Below are 16,581 nucleotides of genomic sequence, written 5' to 3'. Positions count from 1 at the left end.
GTCGTCAACCGGCGACCCCGAAGGCAGTCGATCCGAGCGGCGGGACGTTCTGAACCCCGCACGTGACCTCCGTCAGACCAGGTGTGCCGGGCCGAGCAGGTGCCCCCGGCGGACTTGGCGCGCAGGTCGGACACGGTGCGCCGGACAGCCGTATTCGTCGCCGCCGTCGACCGGTCCGTGAAGGCGCGCGCACCGACCACACGCGCGCAGACCGAACTCGCACAGGCCACACGCGCACAGACCGCACACGCAGAGAGCGGCCGCGCGCAGACCGAACTCGCACAGGCCACACGCGCACGAACCACGAGAGAACGACGACTGAGAAAGGCCCTTCGTCATGTCCGATGACTCGGCGAACGACACCCCGCACACCCCGGGAAGCGACACCCCGCCCACCACCGTTAACGGCACCCCGCCCGAGCACACCACCGCGCGCCGGGCAGCCCGCGACCGGCTCAAGGCCGATGCGAAACGCGTGGGCAACGATGCGAAACGGGTGGGCAAGGGCACCGGCAAACGCCTCGGCGCCCTTGACTATGCCCGCCCCAAGCGCCCCAACGAGGCAGCCGACCCGGCTCCCGAGGGCCCGAACGCCCAGTACCCGCACGACATCCACCCGATCCTCGTCCCCGGCATCGCCATCGACGAGCAGCGGCGACGCTACTCCCTCGACACAGTGATCTTCGCGATCGCCGGGTCTCTGACGGTGGCGTTCGTCATCTGGGGCATCACCGATCCCGGCAGCGTCGCCTCGGTGGCGAAGACCGCCTTCGACTGGTCGACGCTCAACGTCGGCTGGTTCTTCAACCTCGTCGCCATCGTCGTCCTCGTCTCCCTCCTCATCCTCGCGTTCTCCCCGTACGGGCGGATCCCGCTGGGCAAGGACGGGGAGAAGGCCGAGTTCAGCACCTTCGCATGGGTGGCGATGCTCTTCGCCGCGGGCATCGGCATCGGCGTCCTCTTCTTCGGACCCTCCGAACCGCTCACCTACTTCATCACCCCGCCGCCGCTGACGAACGACCCCGAGACGACCGAGGCCCTCCACGGGGCGATGGCCCAGACGTACTACCACTGGGGCTTCCACGCGTGGGCGATGTACGCCCTCGTCGGCGGCGCGATCGCCTACGCCGCCTACCGGCGGGGCCGGTCCCTGCTGCTCTCCTCGATTTTCCGCACCCTCTTCGGCCAGCGTCAGACGGAGGGCTTCGCCGGCAAGCTCGTCGACATCTTCGCGATCGTCGCGACCCTCTTCGGCTCCGCCGCGGCCCTCGGGATCGCCGCGATGCAGATCGGCACCGGCGTCTCGATCGTCTCCGGCATCGGCCCGATGACGAACACGATGCTCGTCCTCATCATCTGCGTGCTCACGATCGGCTTCATCATCTCCGCCGTCTCCGGGGTCTCCCGCGGCATCCGCTACCTCTCGTCGATCAACATCGTGCTCACGATCGGCATCGTCGCCCTCGTCCTCTTCCTCGGCCCCACCCTGTTCCTGCTCAATCTCCTGCCCTCGGCGCTCATGGAGTACCTCGGTTCGTTCTTCGACCTCATGGGCCGGTCCCTGTCGTGGGGGCAGGAGACACAGGAGTTCCAGTCGGTGTGGACCGTCTACTACTGGGCGTGGTGGATCTCGTGGTCGCCGTTCGTCGGCACGTTCATCGCCCGCATCTCCCGCGGCCGTTCGATCCGGCAGTTCATCCTCGGCACGATCTTCATCCCCTCGACCCTGCTCTTCGTCGCCTATGGGATCATGGGCGGCACCTCGATCTGGATGTACCGAGAGGGTGCGGCCGGCTTCACCGAGACGATGGCGGCCCCCGAGGTGTTCTTCACCCTCATCGACAACCTGCCCTTCGTCGGGTGGCTGCCGGCGGTCGCGATCGTCGTCCTCGCGATCTTCTTCATCACCTCGGCGGACTCCGCCTCCGTGGTCATGGGCATGCTCACCAGCCGCGGCGATCAGGAGCCCCGGAAGTGGGTCGTCGTGTTCTGGGGTCTGGTCATGTCCGGCATCGCCGTCGTCATGCTCCTCCTCGGTGATGCGAGCGCGCTCGAAGGCCTGCAGCAGCTCGTCATCGTCACCGCCGTCCCCTTCGCCCTCGTCATGGTCGTCATCATCGTCGCGTGGGTGAGGGAGCTGCGCACCGATCCGATGGCCCTGCGCCGCAGGTACGCGCAGAACGCCGTCGACAACGCCGTCGTCGCCGGCGCGGAGACCTACGGTGACGACTTCGCCCTCCACGTCGTGCCGACCGAACCCGGCGGCGGGGCGAACGGCGACATCGACTCCGGGGACGAGGTCTACACCGACTGGTACCAGCGCACGGATGAGGACGGCGAGCCCGTCGGCTACGACTACGGCACCGGAGAATGGGAGGACGGGTGGACTCCGGAGACGGAGGACGATCCCGCCGAGGCGGCTCCCGGGTCCGGCTCCGACCCCGCCGAGGCGGCCGCCGGGTCGGACTCGGACGCTGAGTCCGCGACCGGACCGTTGAGCTCAGACGTCGACGGCGAGGCGAAATCCCGTGTGACCGAGTGAGGTCTCCGGGGTGACTGCGGTGCGCGCCGAGGTGCGGTACCGCAGGCAGTAGGAGGCGTGGCACATGTGCGAACCGCCGCGCAGGACCGCGCGGTCATCGTCCGGTGCGAACACCCCGCTCGTCCATTCCCACACGTTTCCCGTCATGGTGTGCAGTCCGAAGCCGTTGGCCGGATAGGCGTCGGCGGGGACGGTGCCGACAGGTTCGGTGGGGGCCTCGGGGAAGTCGCCGACGAAGGTCTTCATCCGCGGCACGCCGCCCGGTTCGCGCACGCCTCCCCACGGGTAGGGCTGCTGGTCGAGTCCGCCGCGGGCGGCGTACTCCCATTCGGCTTCGGTCGGCAGGCGCGCGCCCACCCACGCGGCATAAGCCTCCGCGTCATGTCGCGTCACATGCGTGACGGGATGGTCGGGGAGTGCGACGATGGGCCCATGACCGTCCTCACGTCCCGCCTCGGCGCCGGCCCCACGAGGGTGCAGCCATGTCGCGCCTGCGACCTGACGCCACCACGGGGTCTGGGCCACGGCCGGGGACTGCGCACGGACCGCCTCGGCGAGGAGGCCCGCGAAGACGAGCGAGTCACCGAAGACCTCCGCCTCGCTGCGGTACCCGGTGGAGGCGACGAACACGGCGAACTCGGCGACCGTGACCGTCGTCGGAGCGATCGCGAAGGCGTCGACTTCCACCTCGCGGACAGGACCCTCCTCCGGGTAGGCGAGCGCGTCCTCACTGCCCATCCGGAACACCCCGCCCGGCAGGCCGACCATGGCCAGATCGGCCGGCGCGTGCTCAGCGAGGGCGGCGATGAGCTTCGTGTTCCGGCAATCCGCACCGCCCTGCCGACCGGCCGCGGAACGGGACGGTTCCCGGCCCGGCACAGCCACCTCGGCGGCGGATTCTTCTCCCACAACACCCACCTCGGCTGGGGTCGGCGTCTGCCGGCCGGGCTCGGTCGGCGATGTCCGCGAGGGACCGCAGCATGATCCCATTCCCCACCCCACCCACGTAGACTCCGGCGCGCCCGACGACGGTCGCGCCCTCCTGCAAGGACGTGACCAGCATATGCAACCCCCGAACATCGTCGTCATCCAAGCCGACCAGATGGCGGCCCAGGCGCTCGGCGCCTACGGCGACGCCGCCGCCCTGACCCCGCACATCGACGAACTCGCAGAATCCGGCGCCGTCTTCGACCGCGCCTACTGCACCACCCCACTGTGCGCCCCCTCGCGGGCGTCGATGATGACCGGGCGCCTGCCCTCGGAGATTGACTGCCTCGACAACGGCGACGACTTCGCTGCCTCGGTGCCGACCTTCGCCCACCGACTGCGGGCACTCGGCTATCACACGGCCCTCATCGGCCGCATGCACTTCATCGGCCCCGACCAGCACCACGGCTTCGAGGAGCGGCTGACGACCGATGTCTACCCGGCCGACCTCGACATGGTCCCCGACTGGCAGCGGCCGCTTCACGACCGGCTTCAGTGGTATCACGCAGCCGATCCGGTCTTCACCGCGGGTGCGGCGAGGGCGAATGTCCAGCAGGACTTCGACGACGAGGTGATCTTCCGGACCCTGCGTCACCTGGGCGATCGGAAGCGAGCGAACCAGGCCGCCGGTGAGGACCAGCCGTTCCTCATGGTCACCACGTTCATCCACCCGCACGACCCGTACGAACCGCCCCGGGAGCACTGGGACCGGTTCGCCGAGGTGGACATCCCCGGTCCGGCGCATCCCCAGGTGCCCGACATCGCCGCCGACCCGCACACCCACCGGCTGCGGACGATGAGCGGTCTCGACGTCGCCGAACCGACGAGCGCGGACGTGCGCAGGGCCCGCCGCGCGTACTATGCGGCGGTGGCCTCGATCGACGATCACGTCGGGGCGATCATGGACCGGCTGCGGGATCTCGATCTCGCCGCGAACACCGTCGTCATCGTCACCAGTGATCACGGGGACATGCTCGGGGAGAAGGGGCTGTGGTACAAGATGTCGCCCTATGAGCAGTCCTCCCGCGTTCCGCTCATCATGGCCGGCCCCGTCGAGGTGGTCGCCCCCGGCCGGTATGCGAACCCGGTCTCCCTGCTTGACCTCGCGCCGACTCTGCTCGAGATCGCCGGTGCCGGTAGGGCCGCGCACCACGCCGATTCCCGCGGTGCCGAGCAGGCCACGACCGAAGGCGACGTCGCGGCCGTGCCGCGGGTGCCGATCGCCGGCGCCGATCGGGGTCTCTCGGGACTCTCCCTCCTCGAATCGGCCAGACGCGAGATGGTGGGGGAGCAGGGGCCCGAGGGCCGGGACATCGTCATCGAGTATTTCGCCGAGGGCACGTACCGCCCGCAGGTGACGATCGTGCGCGGGCCTCTCAAGCTCACCGTGTGCCCGGGTGATCCCGACCTGCTCTTCGACCTCGACGCCGATCCCGACGAGCTGCGCAACCGGGCCGGGGATCCCGCGTACGCGGACGTCGCCGCGCGGCTGCGCGCGGAGATCGAATCCCGGTACGACCTCGGCGGCATCGAGGACCACGTGCTCGCCTCCCAGCGCAGCCGACGACTCGTCGCCGAGGCCCTCCGGGTCGGGCACGTCCGGCACTGGGACTTCGAGCCCACCGTCGACAACGGGTACGTCCGTGGGGACTTCTGGGCGGCGTTCCGATTCGGGAAGATCCCCGACCTGACCGGGTGAGCTCCGGGCTCCGGTGCTCGGCACCATGGGGACCGAGGCGGTCGACAGTCGGCGGGCGACCGCCTCGGTGCGTATTCACCGAGCATTGGGCGAGTTGTGGATCACACTTCAAGCTTCGAGTGGCAAGATCGGAAGGACAGGAGGGATGTCATGACCAAGTTCGAGTGGACCTCGGAAGTCCCGCTCGCCGCAGAGACCGCATACGATTGGCACGCTCAGCCGGGAGCGCTCACGCGGGTCTCGCCCCACTGGGCGCAGGAGATCGTCCAGGAGAGCTATCCTCCGCTCGCCCCGGGCTCGATCGCCGAGGTCAAGGCCAGCCTGCCCGGCAGCTACGGACTCGTCCGCCGTCCCTTCACCGCCGTCCATTCGGAGGGACCGTCGCGGTTCTCCTTCGTCGACGAACTCCGCAAGGGGCCGCTGAGCCAGTGGAAGCACACCCACGAATTCACCTCGGAGGCCGGGGGCTCGCAGATCTCCGACACGATCGAATTCTCGATGACCCCGCAGGGCTTCGAGACGATCGACCGCGGCATCAGCCACTACCTCGAAGCGACGTTCGAGGCCCGTCAGCGTCGCCTGCTCATGGACTTCGCGTTCCTCGAGCGGATGAGCGCGCCGCTGCTGCGGATGGGCAAGGGCAAGCACATCCTCATCGCCGGCGGCAGCGGACTCGTCGGCCGGCAGGTCGCCGCCCTGTTCTCGACGGCCGGTCACTTCGTCCGACTGCTCGTGCGCCGGGCGCCGAAGTTCCCGTACGAAGTGCACTGGGATCCCGAGGTCGGGATCCTCAACCCGCAGCAGCTCGCGTGGGCGGATGCGGTCATCCACCTCGGCGGGAAGTCGATCGCCACCCGATTCACGAAGAAGGCGAAGGAGGAGATCCGGTCGTCCCGGATCGACTCGACGACGCTGCTCGCCGAGACGATGTGCGCCCTGCCCGAGGCGAAGCGGCCGGAGGTCTTCGTCTGCGCCTCCGCCGTCGGCGCATACGGCGCGAACGCCGAGGAGCCGGTCGATGAGTCCGGGCCCTTCGGGGACGGATTCCTCGCCGAACTCTGCCGCGACTGGGAGGCCGCTGCCGCCCGGGTCGAGGACGCCGGCATCCGGTGGGTCTCGATCCGTTCGGGCATTGCGCTGACGACGCTCGGCGGGTTCCTCAAGGTGCAGGCCCCGCTCTATCTCGCCGGGGCCGGCGGGCGTCTGGGCAGCGGGGAGCAGGGGCTGGCCTGGGTGTCCCTCGACGACCTCGCCCGGTCCTACGTTCATGCGGCGCTCACCGACTATGTGCGGGGTCCCGTCAATGCGGTCGGTCCGGAGCTCGTCACGCAGAAGGAATTCGCCGAGGCGCTCGCCTCCCACCTCCACCGACCGGCCCGGATCCCGACGCCCGGATTCGTCACCGAACTCGTCCTCGGACGTGACGGGGCCCGGGAACTCGCGCTCGCCGACCAGAAGGTCCTGCCGACGAAGCTCGAGGACACCGGATACCAGTTCGCCCACCCGACGCTGAACGACTGCCTCGTCGAGGAGCTCGGCACCGGGGCGTGAGGGCTGGGCTCAGTCTGAGCCCACGGCCTCAGAACCGCGCTGACGCAAGCGCGGCACCCTCGGCGAGGGACTGCAACTTCGCGACGGCGATCTCCGGATGGACGCGTCCGCCGAGACCGCAGTCGGTCGAGGCGACGACGTTGTCAGGGCCGACGAGCTTGGCGAAGCGCCCGATGCGCTCGGCGACGAGTTCGGGGTGTTCGACGACGTTCGTCGCATGGGAGACGATGCCAGGGATGAGGTGCTTGCCTTCGGGCAGTGCGGTGTCCTCCCAGATCCGCCACTCGTGCTCATGCCGGGCGTTCGCGGCTTCGAAGGTGATGCCCGAGGCGTTGATGTTAAGAACCTGGTCGACGATCTCGGCGAACGGCAGGTCGGTGACGTGAGGTCCGTGCCAGGATCCCCAGCATGTGTGGATGCGGACCTGAGCGGGGTCGATGCCGCGCAGGGCGTGGTTGAGGGCGTCGATGCGGATCTGGGTGAAGGCCCTGTAGTCGGCGAAGCTGGGTTCGGGATTGATCTGATCGAAGTTCTCCGCGAGCGAGGGGTCGTCGATCTGGACGGTCAGCCCCGCCTCGGTGATGGCGAGGTACTCCTCACGGAGGACATCGGCCCACGCCCAGATGAACTCCTCCTCGGTGGCGTAGTGCTCGTTCGCGATGCGCGAGGCAGAACCGGGTGAGAGGGAATTGATGTAGCCGGCGGACTCGTCGTAGCCGGCGGCCGTCAGCCCGGCCTTGAGATTGGCGATGTCGCGGGCGACCTGATCGTGGCCGATGTAGCTGATCGGGCCGGTGGCCTTGGGGAACTGGGGTTGGACGCCGGTGTCCGTGCCGGCGTTCTCATCGGCGTAGACCCCCGCGAAGAGGTTGCGGTCACGCCGGTCGCCGAAGCTGGTGAGGCGGATCGCGCCGGGTGCCGAGCGCACGGGCGGGGCGTCCCATTTGTCGACCTCGTCGAGTTCGAGTCCGTCGGTGCGGGCGAACGAGTAGTGCCACCACGCGCCGTAGTCGAAGTCCGCGGCCATCGCATGTCCGTATTCGCCGTCGTTGGGGATCGAGATCCCGAGGTCGCGCTGCCGCTGCACAAGGTCGACGACGCTTGCGGTCAGGAGCTCGTCGTAGCGCTGGGCGTCGGCATCGGTCACGGTCTGACCTGCGAGACGGGCGGTGGTCTGGGCCTGCTTGGCCGTGTTCGCCTCAAGCAGTTCGGGTGTGCGGGGAAGGGAGCCTGCGTGCGAGGTGCGGATCGTGGTCATGGAGGGACTCCTTCTCTCGGTCGGTTGCCGGGCGCGGTCGGTTGCCGGGCGCGCGGTCGGTGGCACCGGGTGGTCAGCGAGGCCGGGTAGTCAACGGCGCCGAGTGGTCGATCTCAGGCAATCACACGTCAGCCGGCGGGCAGTCGCTCGTCGTCATCAGGGGTCACGGTCTGGTGAGGAGAGCTGGACCGGGAGGGTCCTGCCCGTGGATCTCTGTGCGAGGCTCTGGATGGGCTGCGGAAATCAGACTGCGGCGGGGAAAGTCCGCTGTCGACCGCGTGGAGTCCCCACCGAACGCATAGAGTGAGGCCATGAGCGATCAGCGCCCGTACGACACTCAGCCCGGCGGTCCGTGGAGTCAGCCCGACGGCGGCTGGAATCAGCCCGCTGACGGTCCGGCTCAGCCCACCGTGGATTCCGGCCGGTGGAGCCAACCGGCCGGTTACCCGCAGCCGCAGATCGCCGCGTCCGGTCCGGCGGTTTCGGTGGCCTCCGGTGTCGGTGCGGTGCAGCCGAACACTCCCGGGTGGCTCTCGCGCTTCCTCCTGTGGGGAGGGATCATCGTCCTCAGCCTGCCGTCGCTCATCGTCATGCCGATCCTCATGAGCACGTCGGCCTTCGAGTACATGTCTGTGTACTCGTTCATCGGTGTGTTCGCGGGGATCCTGGCCCTTCTTCTCGCCGCGGCAGCCTTCGTCTTCGCCCGGAACACGAACTGGGCCAGACGACTGATCGGCGGTGGGATCTACGTCTTCGCCGGCATTGTCTCCATGGTCGTTTCGCCGCTGCTCTCGAGGCTCCTCAGTGAGGCGACCTATCGGTACGACTCCGGCGTGTGGCTGACCTCGTTGGTCTTCGGAGTGTTCTCCGCGGTCATCGTCGCATCGAAGCTGGTCGGGTGGTGCATCGCGCGGAATCGGCGTTGGTGGGTCCTGCTTGTGGCGGCCGGCTGCGGACTCATCGTCCCGCTGGTCACTTCGCTCGGTCAGATGGTCGCCTTCACCTCGGGAGCACCCTATTGGATCGGTTCCGGGCTGCTCCAGGGGACATCCCTGGTTCTCATCTTCGGTGCGCTGGGACTCCTCCACCTCCTCGGCGGTCTCCGCGGTGGGGCGGCTCCCGTCGTCGCGCAGCCGACTTTCGGCGAATCACGGCAGGTCGGACACGCACAGGGGGTGCAGGCCGGTCCTGGACTCGGCAATCCGCAGGCCTACGGTCCCGTGGGCCAGGCCTTTGACCAGCAGACCTTCGGCGCTCAACCACCGAACAGTCAGCCCGGCCACGTGCAGGCCCATTACGGTGGCAGCCAGCCGGGCGCATCTCAGCCCGGATACGCGCCGCCGCAGTACGGCAATTCTCAATCACCTGCATTCGGCTCCGAACAGTTCCGTCCTCCGCAGAACTCCGGACAGCAGGGTCCGCACTCCACACAGGCTGGGCCCTCCGACTTCCAGCCCCCGCGCCGCCCCCGCCACTGACCGGCCTCTGCCACTGGCCGACGACGCACGTCCCAGGCTTGCTTCATTGTCGTACTCAGTGTCACCACTGCTACCGTAGTGACCATCGAAGAAGCCGAGTGTGTGCCGGATAGCAGCACAGTTCTGTGGGGAGAGGACCTATGAGAGATCGGATCGTCGGACTGGTCTGCGGAGTCGTCGGGTCCGCAGTCATCGGAGTCGGCGCTTTCTGGATGTCGATCCCAGCGCTCATCCTCGCTGCCGTTCTCGCCGTCCTGCCGATCGCTCTCTGCGTCCGCGGCAATGATGACGCCAGTCCCCAGCGCCCGTGGCATCGCTGGGTCGTTGCCGTGCTCATCGGTGCCGCCGCGGTGGCCGCGGTCGTCTCCGCGTTCCGGATCGCGCCTTTGTGGCCCGCGGTCTTCATCCTCATGGGTGCCGGCTACTACGGCCTCGGTATCCTGCTGCTCGGCAGGCGACGAGTCGTGACGCCGGGACGGTCATCCGGGCAAGGTCGCGTCTGACGACAGTGAAGCCGACACCACAAACGACCGAGCCCCGCAGTCCGACGGATCTGCGGGGCCCGATGCTGGGTGGGCGATGTGTCAGCCGAAGTGCTTCGGCAGGGTCTCCTCGTGGGCGGTGCGCAGCTCGTCGAGGCCGATCGAGAAGTGATCGACGACCTCGAGCTCGGGTGATCCGTCGCCCGTGTCGGTCATGCCGATGCGGATGAACGGGAAGTTCCGCGCCGTGCACATGTCCTTGAACCGGACCTCCTCCGACCGCGGCACGGCGACGATCGCGCGCGCCGTCGATTCGGAGAACAGGGCGGTGAACACGTCGATGCCGTCGCGTTCGCACAGTTCGTCGAGCCAGATGCGGGCTCCCGTGCCGAACCGCAGGCTCGCCTCGACGAGGGCCTGGGAGAGACCGCCCTCGGAGAGGTCGTGGGCGGCGTCGACCATGCCGTCGCGCGAGGAGTTGATGAGGATCTCCGCAAGCTCCCGCTCGGTCTCCGGCCGGTACTTCGGGGGCACCCCGCCGAGGTGGCCGGCAGTGACGTCGGCCCACGCCGAACCGTCGAGCTCGTCCTCCGTGGTGCCGAGCAGGTAGATCGTCTGACCCGGCTCCGTCCAACCGGCCGGGGTGCGGCGGGCGACGTCGTCGAAGACGCCGAGCACACCGACGACCGGGGTCGGGTGGATCGCCACCCCGCCGGTCTGGTTGTACAGGGACACGTTGCCGCCGGTCACGGGGATGCCGAGGTCCTGGCACGCCTCGGCGAGGCCTTCGACGGCCGCGGCGAACTGCCACATGATCTCCGGGTCCTCGGGGGAGCCGAAGTTGAGGCAGTCGGTGACTGCGCGCGGGATCGCGCCGGCCGTGGCGACGTTGCGGTACGCCTCGGCGAGAGCCAGCTGCGCACCCCGGGCGGGGTCGAGGTAGCCGTAGCGGCCGTTGGCGTCGGTGGCGATGGCCACGCCGAGGCCGGTCTCCTCATCGACGCGGATGACACCGGCGTCGTCGGGGAACGCCTGAGCGGTGTTGCCCTGGACGTAGCGGTCGTACTGATCGGTGATCCAGTCCTTCGCCGCAAGGTTCGGTGAGGCGGCGAGCTCGACCATCGTCGCCTTGAGCTCCTCATCGGTGGCCGGGCGCTTGAGGTCGGCGGCCTGCACGGTGTTCGCGGCCACCTCGGCGGTCCATGAGGGTTCGGTCATCGGACGCTGATAGACGGGCCCGTCGTGGGCGACCGAGCGCGGGGGAACGTCGACGATGACGTCGTCGTGCCACTCGATGATGAGGCGACCGGTGTCGGTGACCTCGCCGAGGACGGAGGTCTCGACGTCCCACTTGTCGACGATGGACATGAACTCCTCGAGGCGGTCGGGGCGGACGACGGCCATCATCCGCTCCTGCGACTCAGACATGAGGATCTCCTCGGGCGTGAGCGTGTCATCGCGCAGCAGCACGTCGTCGAGGGCAATGTGCATGCCGCCGTCGCCGTTCGAGGCGAGCTCCGAGGTCGCGCAGCTGATGCCCGCGGCACCGAGGTCCTGGATGCCTTCGACGACGCCGGCACCGAAGAGCTCGAGGCAGCATTCGATGAGCACCTTCTCCGCGAACGGGTCGCCGACCTGGACGGCGGGGCGCTTCGAGGGCTTCGTGTCGTCGAAGGACTCCGAGGCGAGGATCGAGGCCCCGCCGATGCCGTCGCCGCCGGTGCGCGCACCGAAGAGGACGACCTTGTTGCCCTTGCCCGAGGCATTGGCCAGGCGGATGTCCTCATGCCGGAGGACACCCACGGCAAGCGCGTTGACCAGGGGGTTTCCCTGATAGACGGAGTCGAAGACGGTTTCGCCGCCGATGTTGGGCAGACCCAGTGAGTTGCCGTACTGGCTGATGCCTGAGACGACGCCGTGGACGACGCGGGAGGTGTCGGGGTGGTCGACGGCGCCGAAGCGCAGCTGGTCCATCACGGCCACGGGACGCGCGCCCATCGAGATGATGTCGCGGACGATGCCACCCACACCGGTCGCAGCCCCCTGGTGGGGTTCGACGTAGCTCGGGTGGTTGTGCGATTCGACCTTGAAGGTCACCGCCCAGCCGTCGCCGATGTCGACGACGCCGGCGTTCTCGCCGATGCCGACGAGCAGGTGCTTCTTCATCTCATCGGTGACGTAGTCGCCGAACTTCGACAGGTGGACCTTCGAGGACTTGTACGAGCAGTGCTCGGACCACATGACCGAGTACATCGCCAATTCCGCCGAGGTGGGGCGCCGTCCCAGGATCTCCCTGATCCGGGCGTATTCGTCGGCTTTGAGACCGAGTTCGGCGAACGGCTGGTCGACATCGGGGTTCGCGGTGGCGAACTCGACCGTCTCCTTGACCTTCTTCGAGGTCTGATCGACCTCCTGGACATCGTCCGCGCGAGCAGACTCGGATTTCGCGGAGATGAGGTTTTCAGACATGTCCTCTGGGTGGCCCTTTCCTACGACACGGAGCTCGGGGTCCATCTTATCCGGGCCGCGCAACGCCGCGCGCCCGCGCCCCTGGCGCAGGCCTCCCAGGCGGCGCGGCCGGATCCGACCAGGCCGGGAGCGGAGTCCACGTGAACTGGGACGGAGGTCCGCCTCGGCGAGGTGGGGCCGTCGTCGAGGTCTGCGTTTAGTGCCGGGAACGGTCGGCAAATTAGACTGGGGGCCATGGCAACTCCCAAGATCGTCCTGTTCTACGTCTTCACTCCGCTGCCCGATCCCGAAGCGATCCGGCTGTGGCAGCACACGCTCGCCGAGAGCCTCGGGCTCACCGGCCGCGTCATCGTGTCCAAGGACGGGATCAACGCGACGCTCGGCGGGGACATCCGCGAGGTCAAGGCGTACGTGCGGGCGACGAAGTCGTACGCGCCGTTCCGGGGAGCCGACATCAAATGGTCGAACGGGCAGGGCGATGACTTTCCGCGGCTGAGCGTCAAGGTCCGCCCCGAACTCGTCACCTTCGGCACCGATGACGAGATCACGGTGACCGCCGACGGCGTCCAGGGCGGGGGAGTGCACCTCAAGCCGGGTGCACTGCACAAGCTCATGGACGAACGCGACGACGTCGTCTTCTTCGACGGCCGCAACGCGATGGAGGCCCAGATCGGGAAGTTCCGGGACGCGATCGTCCCGGACACGGACACGACGCGCGACTTCATCGCCGAGATCGAGTCCGGCAAGTACGACGACCTCAAGGACAAGCCCGTCGTCACATACTGCACCGGCGGCATCCGCTGCGAAGTGCTCTCCGTGCTCATGAAGAACCGCGGCTTCTCCGAGGTCTACCAGCTCGACGGCGGCATCGTCCGCTACGGCGAGACCTTCGGCAACACCGGCTACTGGGACGGCTCCCTCTACGTCTTCGACAAGCGCATGCACGTCGAATTCGGCGAGGGCGCCGAATCGATCGGCCACTGCATCTCCTGCGGGACCGCCACCCCCGAGTTCGTCAACTGCGCGAACCTCGAATGCCGGAAGCAGTATCTCCGGTGCACTGAGTGCACCGCCGCCGGCCGTCAGCCCGCATGCCTCGAGTGCACCGAGCAGCCCGTCCTCGCCGAGGCGGCCGCCGGCTGATCGTGCCTTCGTCGGCAGATCATGCTGCCGCCCTCTCGTCGCTCAGTCCCCACCGACCGGCCTCGTCCTTCCGGGCCGCGCGTGCCCGTCCGGGCCAGGAGCCGCGCGCCGAGACGATGAGGACGGCGCCGATCTGGAGGACGACACCGTAGCGGACCACCTCGGCGAAGCCGACACTCGGCAGCATCGCGATGAGGAAGCAGAGAAGCAGGGCGGCCGCGAGTTTGCCGACCCAGCGCCACAGCGGACCGATGATGAGCAGGGTGCCGAGTGCCGCCTCGGCGATCGTCACGACCACCCCGGCGGCGGTGACGAGGGAACCCGGAGCCCACGGCAGCAGCACCCCGATATAGGCGAGGAACTCCGGCCACGATCCCCATGAGACTCCGGGGGCGCCGGGCGCTCCGAGGAGTCCGAAGCGATCGGCGACAGAGAGCAGCAGTTCGATCCCGACGACCGCGCCCAGGAGGCGACCCGCGATCCAGCGCGCCCACCGGCTGCGCGTCAGAGCTGCCACGCCCGCGATGACGGTGAGCGCGGTGAGGGCCGTGACGATCGGGCCGACCGTCACGCCCTGCAGCACGCCGACGCCGGCGACGATGACGCCGAGTGCGGTCCAGATGAGACCGCCGATGAGGCGATACCTGTCCATGTGCTCCATGTTCACTCCCGTACTTCGTGGCCTGGCGGCTGGCGTTGCGACGCCTGGCTTTGTACCCGAAACCCGACCCGGTGACCGGCGACCGGACTGGTGCCCACGGTCCGAGCTGGCGCCCGACACCCGAATGGTAAGGTGGTTGACTGATTTCAGGATAGGAGGCCCGAACGAAATGGTCAAGGACTTTACCAATCCTCTGCGGGAGCGACCGCTGCCGCTCGGTTCGCTACTCTCGTCGACGGCGCAGCACCTCCTCGGCGGTCTCGACGATGCCCTCGCGCGGGCGGGACTGGCGGGGATCCGGTCAGCGCATGCGCCGCTGTTCCTCGTCATCGACCCGGAGGGAACGAGGTCCTCCGAGCTCGCCAGGCGGACGAGCATGACGAAGCAGGCGATGGGGGAGCAGGTCCGTCATCTCGAGAAGCTCGGCTACGTGGAGGTCGTCCCCGACCCCACTGACGGGCGTGCCCGGCTCGTGCGGCTGACGGACTCCGGGCGGCAGGGGGTCGAGATCGCCGAGTCGGTGATCACCCGATTCGACGCCTGGCTCGATGACCGCCTCGGCGCCGAGACGGTGGCCGAGCTGCGGGCGACCCTCGGACAGATCCTCGTCAGTGAGCCCGCCGAATGGGATGCGGCGTCGGCGCGGAATGAAGCCGCCGGAGAATCGCCGACCGAGGGGAAGCAGACGCTGGGTGACGCGTGAGCGCGGTGGCCGGCAAAGGCAGTGGCCGGTGGGTAAGGCGACTGGGACAATCGGTGACCAGTGAGTGCATGGTCGCAGAGGGATACCGCCCGCAGCCCGATCTGTGCCGGATGTCCGGCGTCAGCGCATCATCGGCGCAGGAGACTCTTCACAGCTGCCCGCACATCGGTCCAACGGAAGTCGAACCCTGCGGCCTCGAGCCGCTCCGGCAGCACCCACCGGCTCTTGAGCACGAGCTCCGACTCCTGTCGGAGCACGAGCATGCCGGTCTCGAGCAGCCACCTCGGCGCAGGAATGCCGATCGGCATCCGCACGGCGCGGCGCAGTGCGGCCATAAGGGTCGCATTGTCTGAGACTCCGGGGTTGGAGAGGTTGACGGGGCCGGTGATCTCCGGATGCGTGTCGATGAACCGGACCGCGCGGACGAGGTCGTCGATGTGGATCCAGCTGAATCGCTGGCGACCGTGGGCCGGGGCATGACCGTGCCAGACAGTCGGTCCTGTCGGGGTCGGGCCGATGCCCCGGTATCGACGGTGTCCGAACCATCGTCCTTCGAGCTGCGGGCCGCCCGCGCCGAAGCGAGCGGCCATCGCGAGCATGTTGAGAGCGGCCCCGTCGCCGAGCACGATCGCCATTCGGGCGGCGACTCGGCGCGTGCGCGGCAGCTCACCGCGGAAGAACTCGCGTTCCCAGCCCGTGGCCACGTCGACGGAGAAGCCCTCCCCGATCTCGCCGGTCGACTCGGTCTGGGGACGATCCGTCGCATGCCGGTAGATCGTCGCCGTGCTCGCGTTGATCCACAGCCGAGGCGGCGCCGAGGCGGCGGAGACCGCGTCGTGGAGTGCTCGGGTCGTGAGGATGCGGGAGTCCCAGATCTCCTGCCGGTTCCGATCGGTGTACCGACACCCGACGCTGCGCCCGGCGAGGTTGATGAGAAGATCGGCGCCGTCGATTGCGGCCTTGATGCTTTTCGGGTCGTCCCATCCGGTATCGGCGGAGGCGCCGCGACCGATCGTGCGCACCCGGTAGCCCCACTCCTCGAGCGGGCCGATGAGTGAGCGGCCGATGAATCCCGAGGCGCCGGCGATGACGGCGAGGGGAGAGTGGACCAGTGGTTTCGATGAGTCGCTCATAGCACCACGCTAGCGCCAGGTCGAAGGGATCCTCGGCTGCGCAGTGGAACCGGACGCGTGGGTCTCGCCCTGTGGTTCGCTGGACCGGCAGTCCTGCTCCGACTTCGGGGTCTCGCCCGGGTGCTCAGAGCCAGCGGATTCGGCTCTTCTCAGGGGGACCGTTCGGGCCCTCCGGCGTGTGTGGTGGTTGTCACGGTGTTCTGGTTGGTTTCCGGGTTGCGTGGACGGGTTCGGGTGGTCTAGAGTTATATCTCGTTCGCCTCACCGGGAACACTACGACAAAGGGGTGTTTCCACCGGGTGTCACCAGCACAAACAGTGTTTGAGCGGGACGTTCGGGAGTGTGGATCGGGTGGACGCAATCCTGTGGATGCCCCCACCGAGTGCATGACGTCTGGTTGTGTGTGGTGTGGGTGTGTGTTTGTGGTTTGAGAATCCAATAGCGTGTTTGTTTGAACAATGTGATGCCAGAAATT

At 68.2% G+C, this 16,581-nt stretch carries 12 protein-coding genes; 7 read left to right on the top strand and 5 right to left on the bottom strand.

What is annotated here, in order from left to right; genetic code table 11:
• Window positions 1-337 precede the first annotated feature (337 nt).
• A complete protein-coding gene (locus AAHA49_RS16860; RefSeq protein WP_342039076.1) occupies window positions 338-2,542 on the top strand; it encodes a BCCT family transporter in 2,205 nt (734 codons plus the stop codon).
• On the opposite strand, the gene AAHA49_RS16855 is transcribed toward AAHA49_RS16860, so the two are convergent.
• Window positions 2,501-3,451 carry a formylglycine-generating enzyme family protein gene (locus AAHA49_RS16855; RefSeq protein WP_342039075.1) on the bottom strand — a complete coding sequence of 317 codons (951 nt, stop codon included), beginning with the start codon at window positions 3,449-3,451 and terminating at the stop codon, window positions 2,501-2,503. The genes AAHA49_RS16860 and AAHA49_RS16855 overlap by 42 nt on opposite strands.
• A 154-nt stretch (window positions 3,452-3,605) precedes the next feature.
• Here AAHA49_RS16855 and betC point away from each other — a divergent pair, with 154 nt between their 5' ends.
• Both betC and AAHA49_RS16845 read left to right on the top strand, forming a co-directional pair.
• Window positions 3,606-5,228 (top strand): choline-sulfatase, encoded by a 1,623-nt coding sequence (gene betC, locus AAHA49_RS16850; RefSeq protein ID WP_342039074.1) that lies wholly within the window; start codon window positions 3,606-3,608, stop codon window positions 5,226-5,228.
• A gap of 150 nt (window positions 5,229-5,378) precedes the next feature.
• Entirely contained in the window at window positions 5,379-6,779 is a 1,401-nt protein-coding gene (locus tag AAHA49_RS16845) for a TIGR01777 family oxidoreductase (RefSeq protein ID WP_342039073.1), read from the top strand.
• Window positions 6,780-6,807: 28 nt separating this feature from the next.
• Here AAHA49_RS16845 and AAHA49_RS16840 read toward each other — a convergent pair whose 3' ends face one another.
• Window positions 6,808-8,037: a cobalamin-independent methionine synthase II family protein gene (locus AAHA49_RS16840; protein WP_342039072.1), complete on the bottom strand. Its 1,230-nt coding sequence runs from the start codon at window positions 8,035-8,037 to the stop codon at window positions 6,808-6,810.
• A 311-nt stretch (window positions 8,038-8,348) separates the two neighbouring features.
• Between AAHA49_RS16840 and AAHA49_RS16835 the strand changes: the two genes are divergently transcribed.
• Both AAHA49_RS16835 and AAHA49_RS16830 read left to right on the top strand, forming a co-directional pair.
• On the top strand, window positions 8,349-9,515 hold the full coding sequence (locus AAHA49_RS16835; RefSeq protein WP_342039071.1) for a hypothetical protein: 1,167 nt from the start codon (window positions 8,349-8,351) through the stop codon (window positions 9,513-9,515).
• A gap of 140 nt (window positions 9,516-9,655) precedes the next feature.
• Window positions 9,656-10,018, top strand: a complete 363-nt coding sequence (locus AAHA49_RS16830; RefSeq protein ID WP_342039070.1) for a hypothetical protein — start codon at window positions 9,656-9,658, stop codon at window positions 10,016-10,018.
• An 81-nt stretch (window positions 10,019-10,099) separates the two neighbouring features.
• Here AAHA49_RS16830 and purL read toward each other — a convergent pair whose 3' ends face one another.
• On the bottom strand, window positions 10,100-12,466 hold the full coding sequence (gene purL / locus AAHA49_RS16825; protein ID WP_342039069.1) for a phosphoribosylformylglycinamidine synthase subunit PurL: 2,367 nt from the start codon (window positions 12,464-12,466) through the stop codon (window positions 10,100-10,102).
• Between the two features lie 234 nt (window positions 12,467-12,700).
• On the opposite strand from purL, the gene trhO reads away from it, so the two are divergent.
• Complete coding sequence (gene trhO, locus AAHA49_RS16820; RefSeq protein ID WP_342039068.1) at window positions 12,701-13,609, top strand: oxygen-dependent tRNA uridine(34) hydroxylase TrhO; 909 nt, start codon at window positions 12,701-12,703, stop codon at window positions 13,607-13,609.
• Window positions 13,610-13,628: 19 nt separating this feature from the next.
• Here the strand turns inward: trhO and AAHA49_RS16815 are convergent, their stop codons facing one another.
• Entirely contained in the window at window positions 13,629-14,261 is a 633-nt protein-coding gene (locus AAHA49_RS16815; protein WP_342039067.1) for a hypothetical protein, read from the bottom strand.
• 178 nt (window positions 14,262-14,439) lie between these two features.
• On the opposite strand from AAHA49_RS16815, the gene AAHA49_RS16810 reads away from it, so the two are divergent.
• Window positions 14,440-14,973 (top strand): MarR family winged helix-turn-helix transcriptional regulator, encoded by a 534-nt coding sequence (locus AAHA49_RS16810; RefSeq protein WP_342039066.1) that lies wholly within the window; start codon window positions 14,440-14,442, stop codon window positions 14,971-14,973.
• Window positions 14,974-15,101: 128 nt separating this feature from the next.
• Here the strand turns inward: AAHA49_RS16810 and AAHA49_RS16805 are convergent, their stop codons facing one another.
• Window positions 15,102-16,106, bottom strand: coding sequence for an epimerase (locus AAHA49_RS16805; RefSeq protein ID WP_342039065.1), 1,005 nt, complete (start codon window positions 16,104-16,106; stop codon window positions 15,102-15,104).
• Between the last annotated feature and the right edge of the window lie 475 nt (window positions 16,107-16,581).

The sequence above is a fragment of the Brevibacterium ammoniilyticum genome (assembly GCF_038429965.1).
GTDB classification, from domain to species: Bacteria; Actinomycetota; Actinomycetes; order Actinomycetales; family Brevibacteriaceae; genus Brevibacterium; species Brevibacterium ammoniilyticum.
Note: the sequence above shows the minus strand (reverse complement) of the source record. Positions and strands in the feature narration are given on the sequence as shown.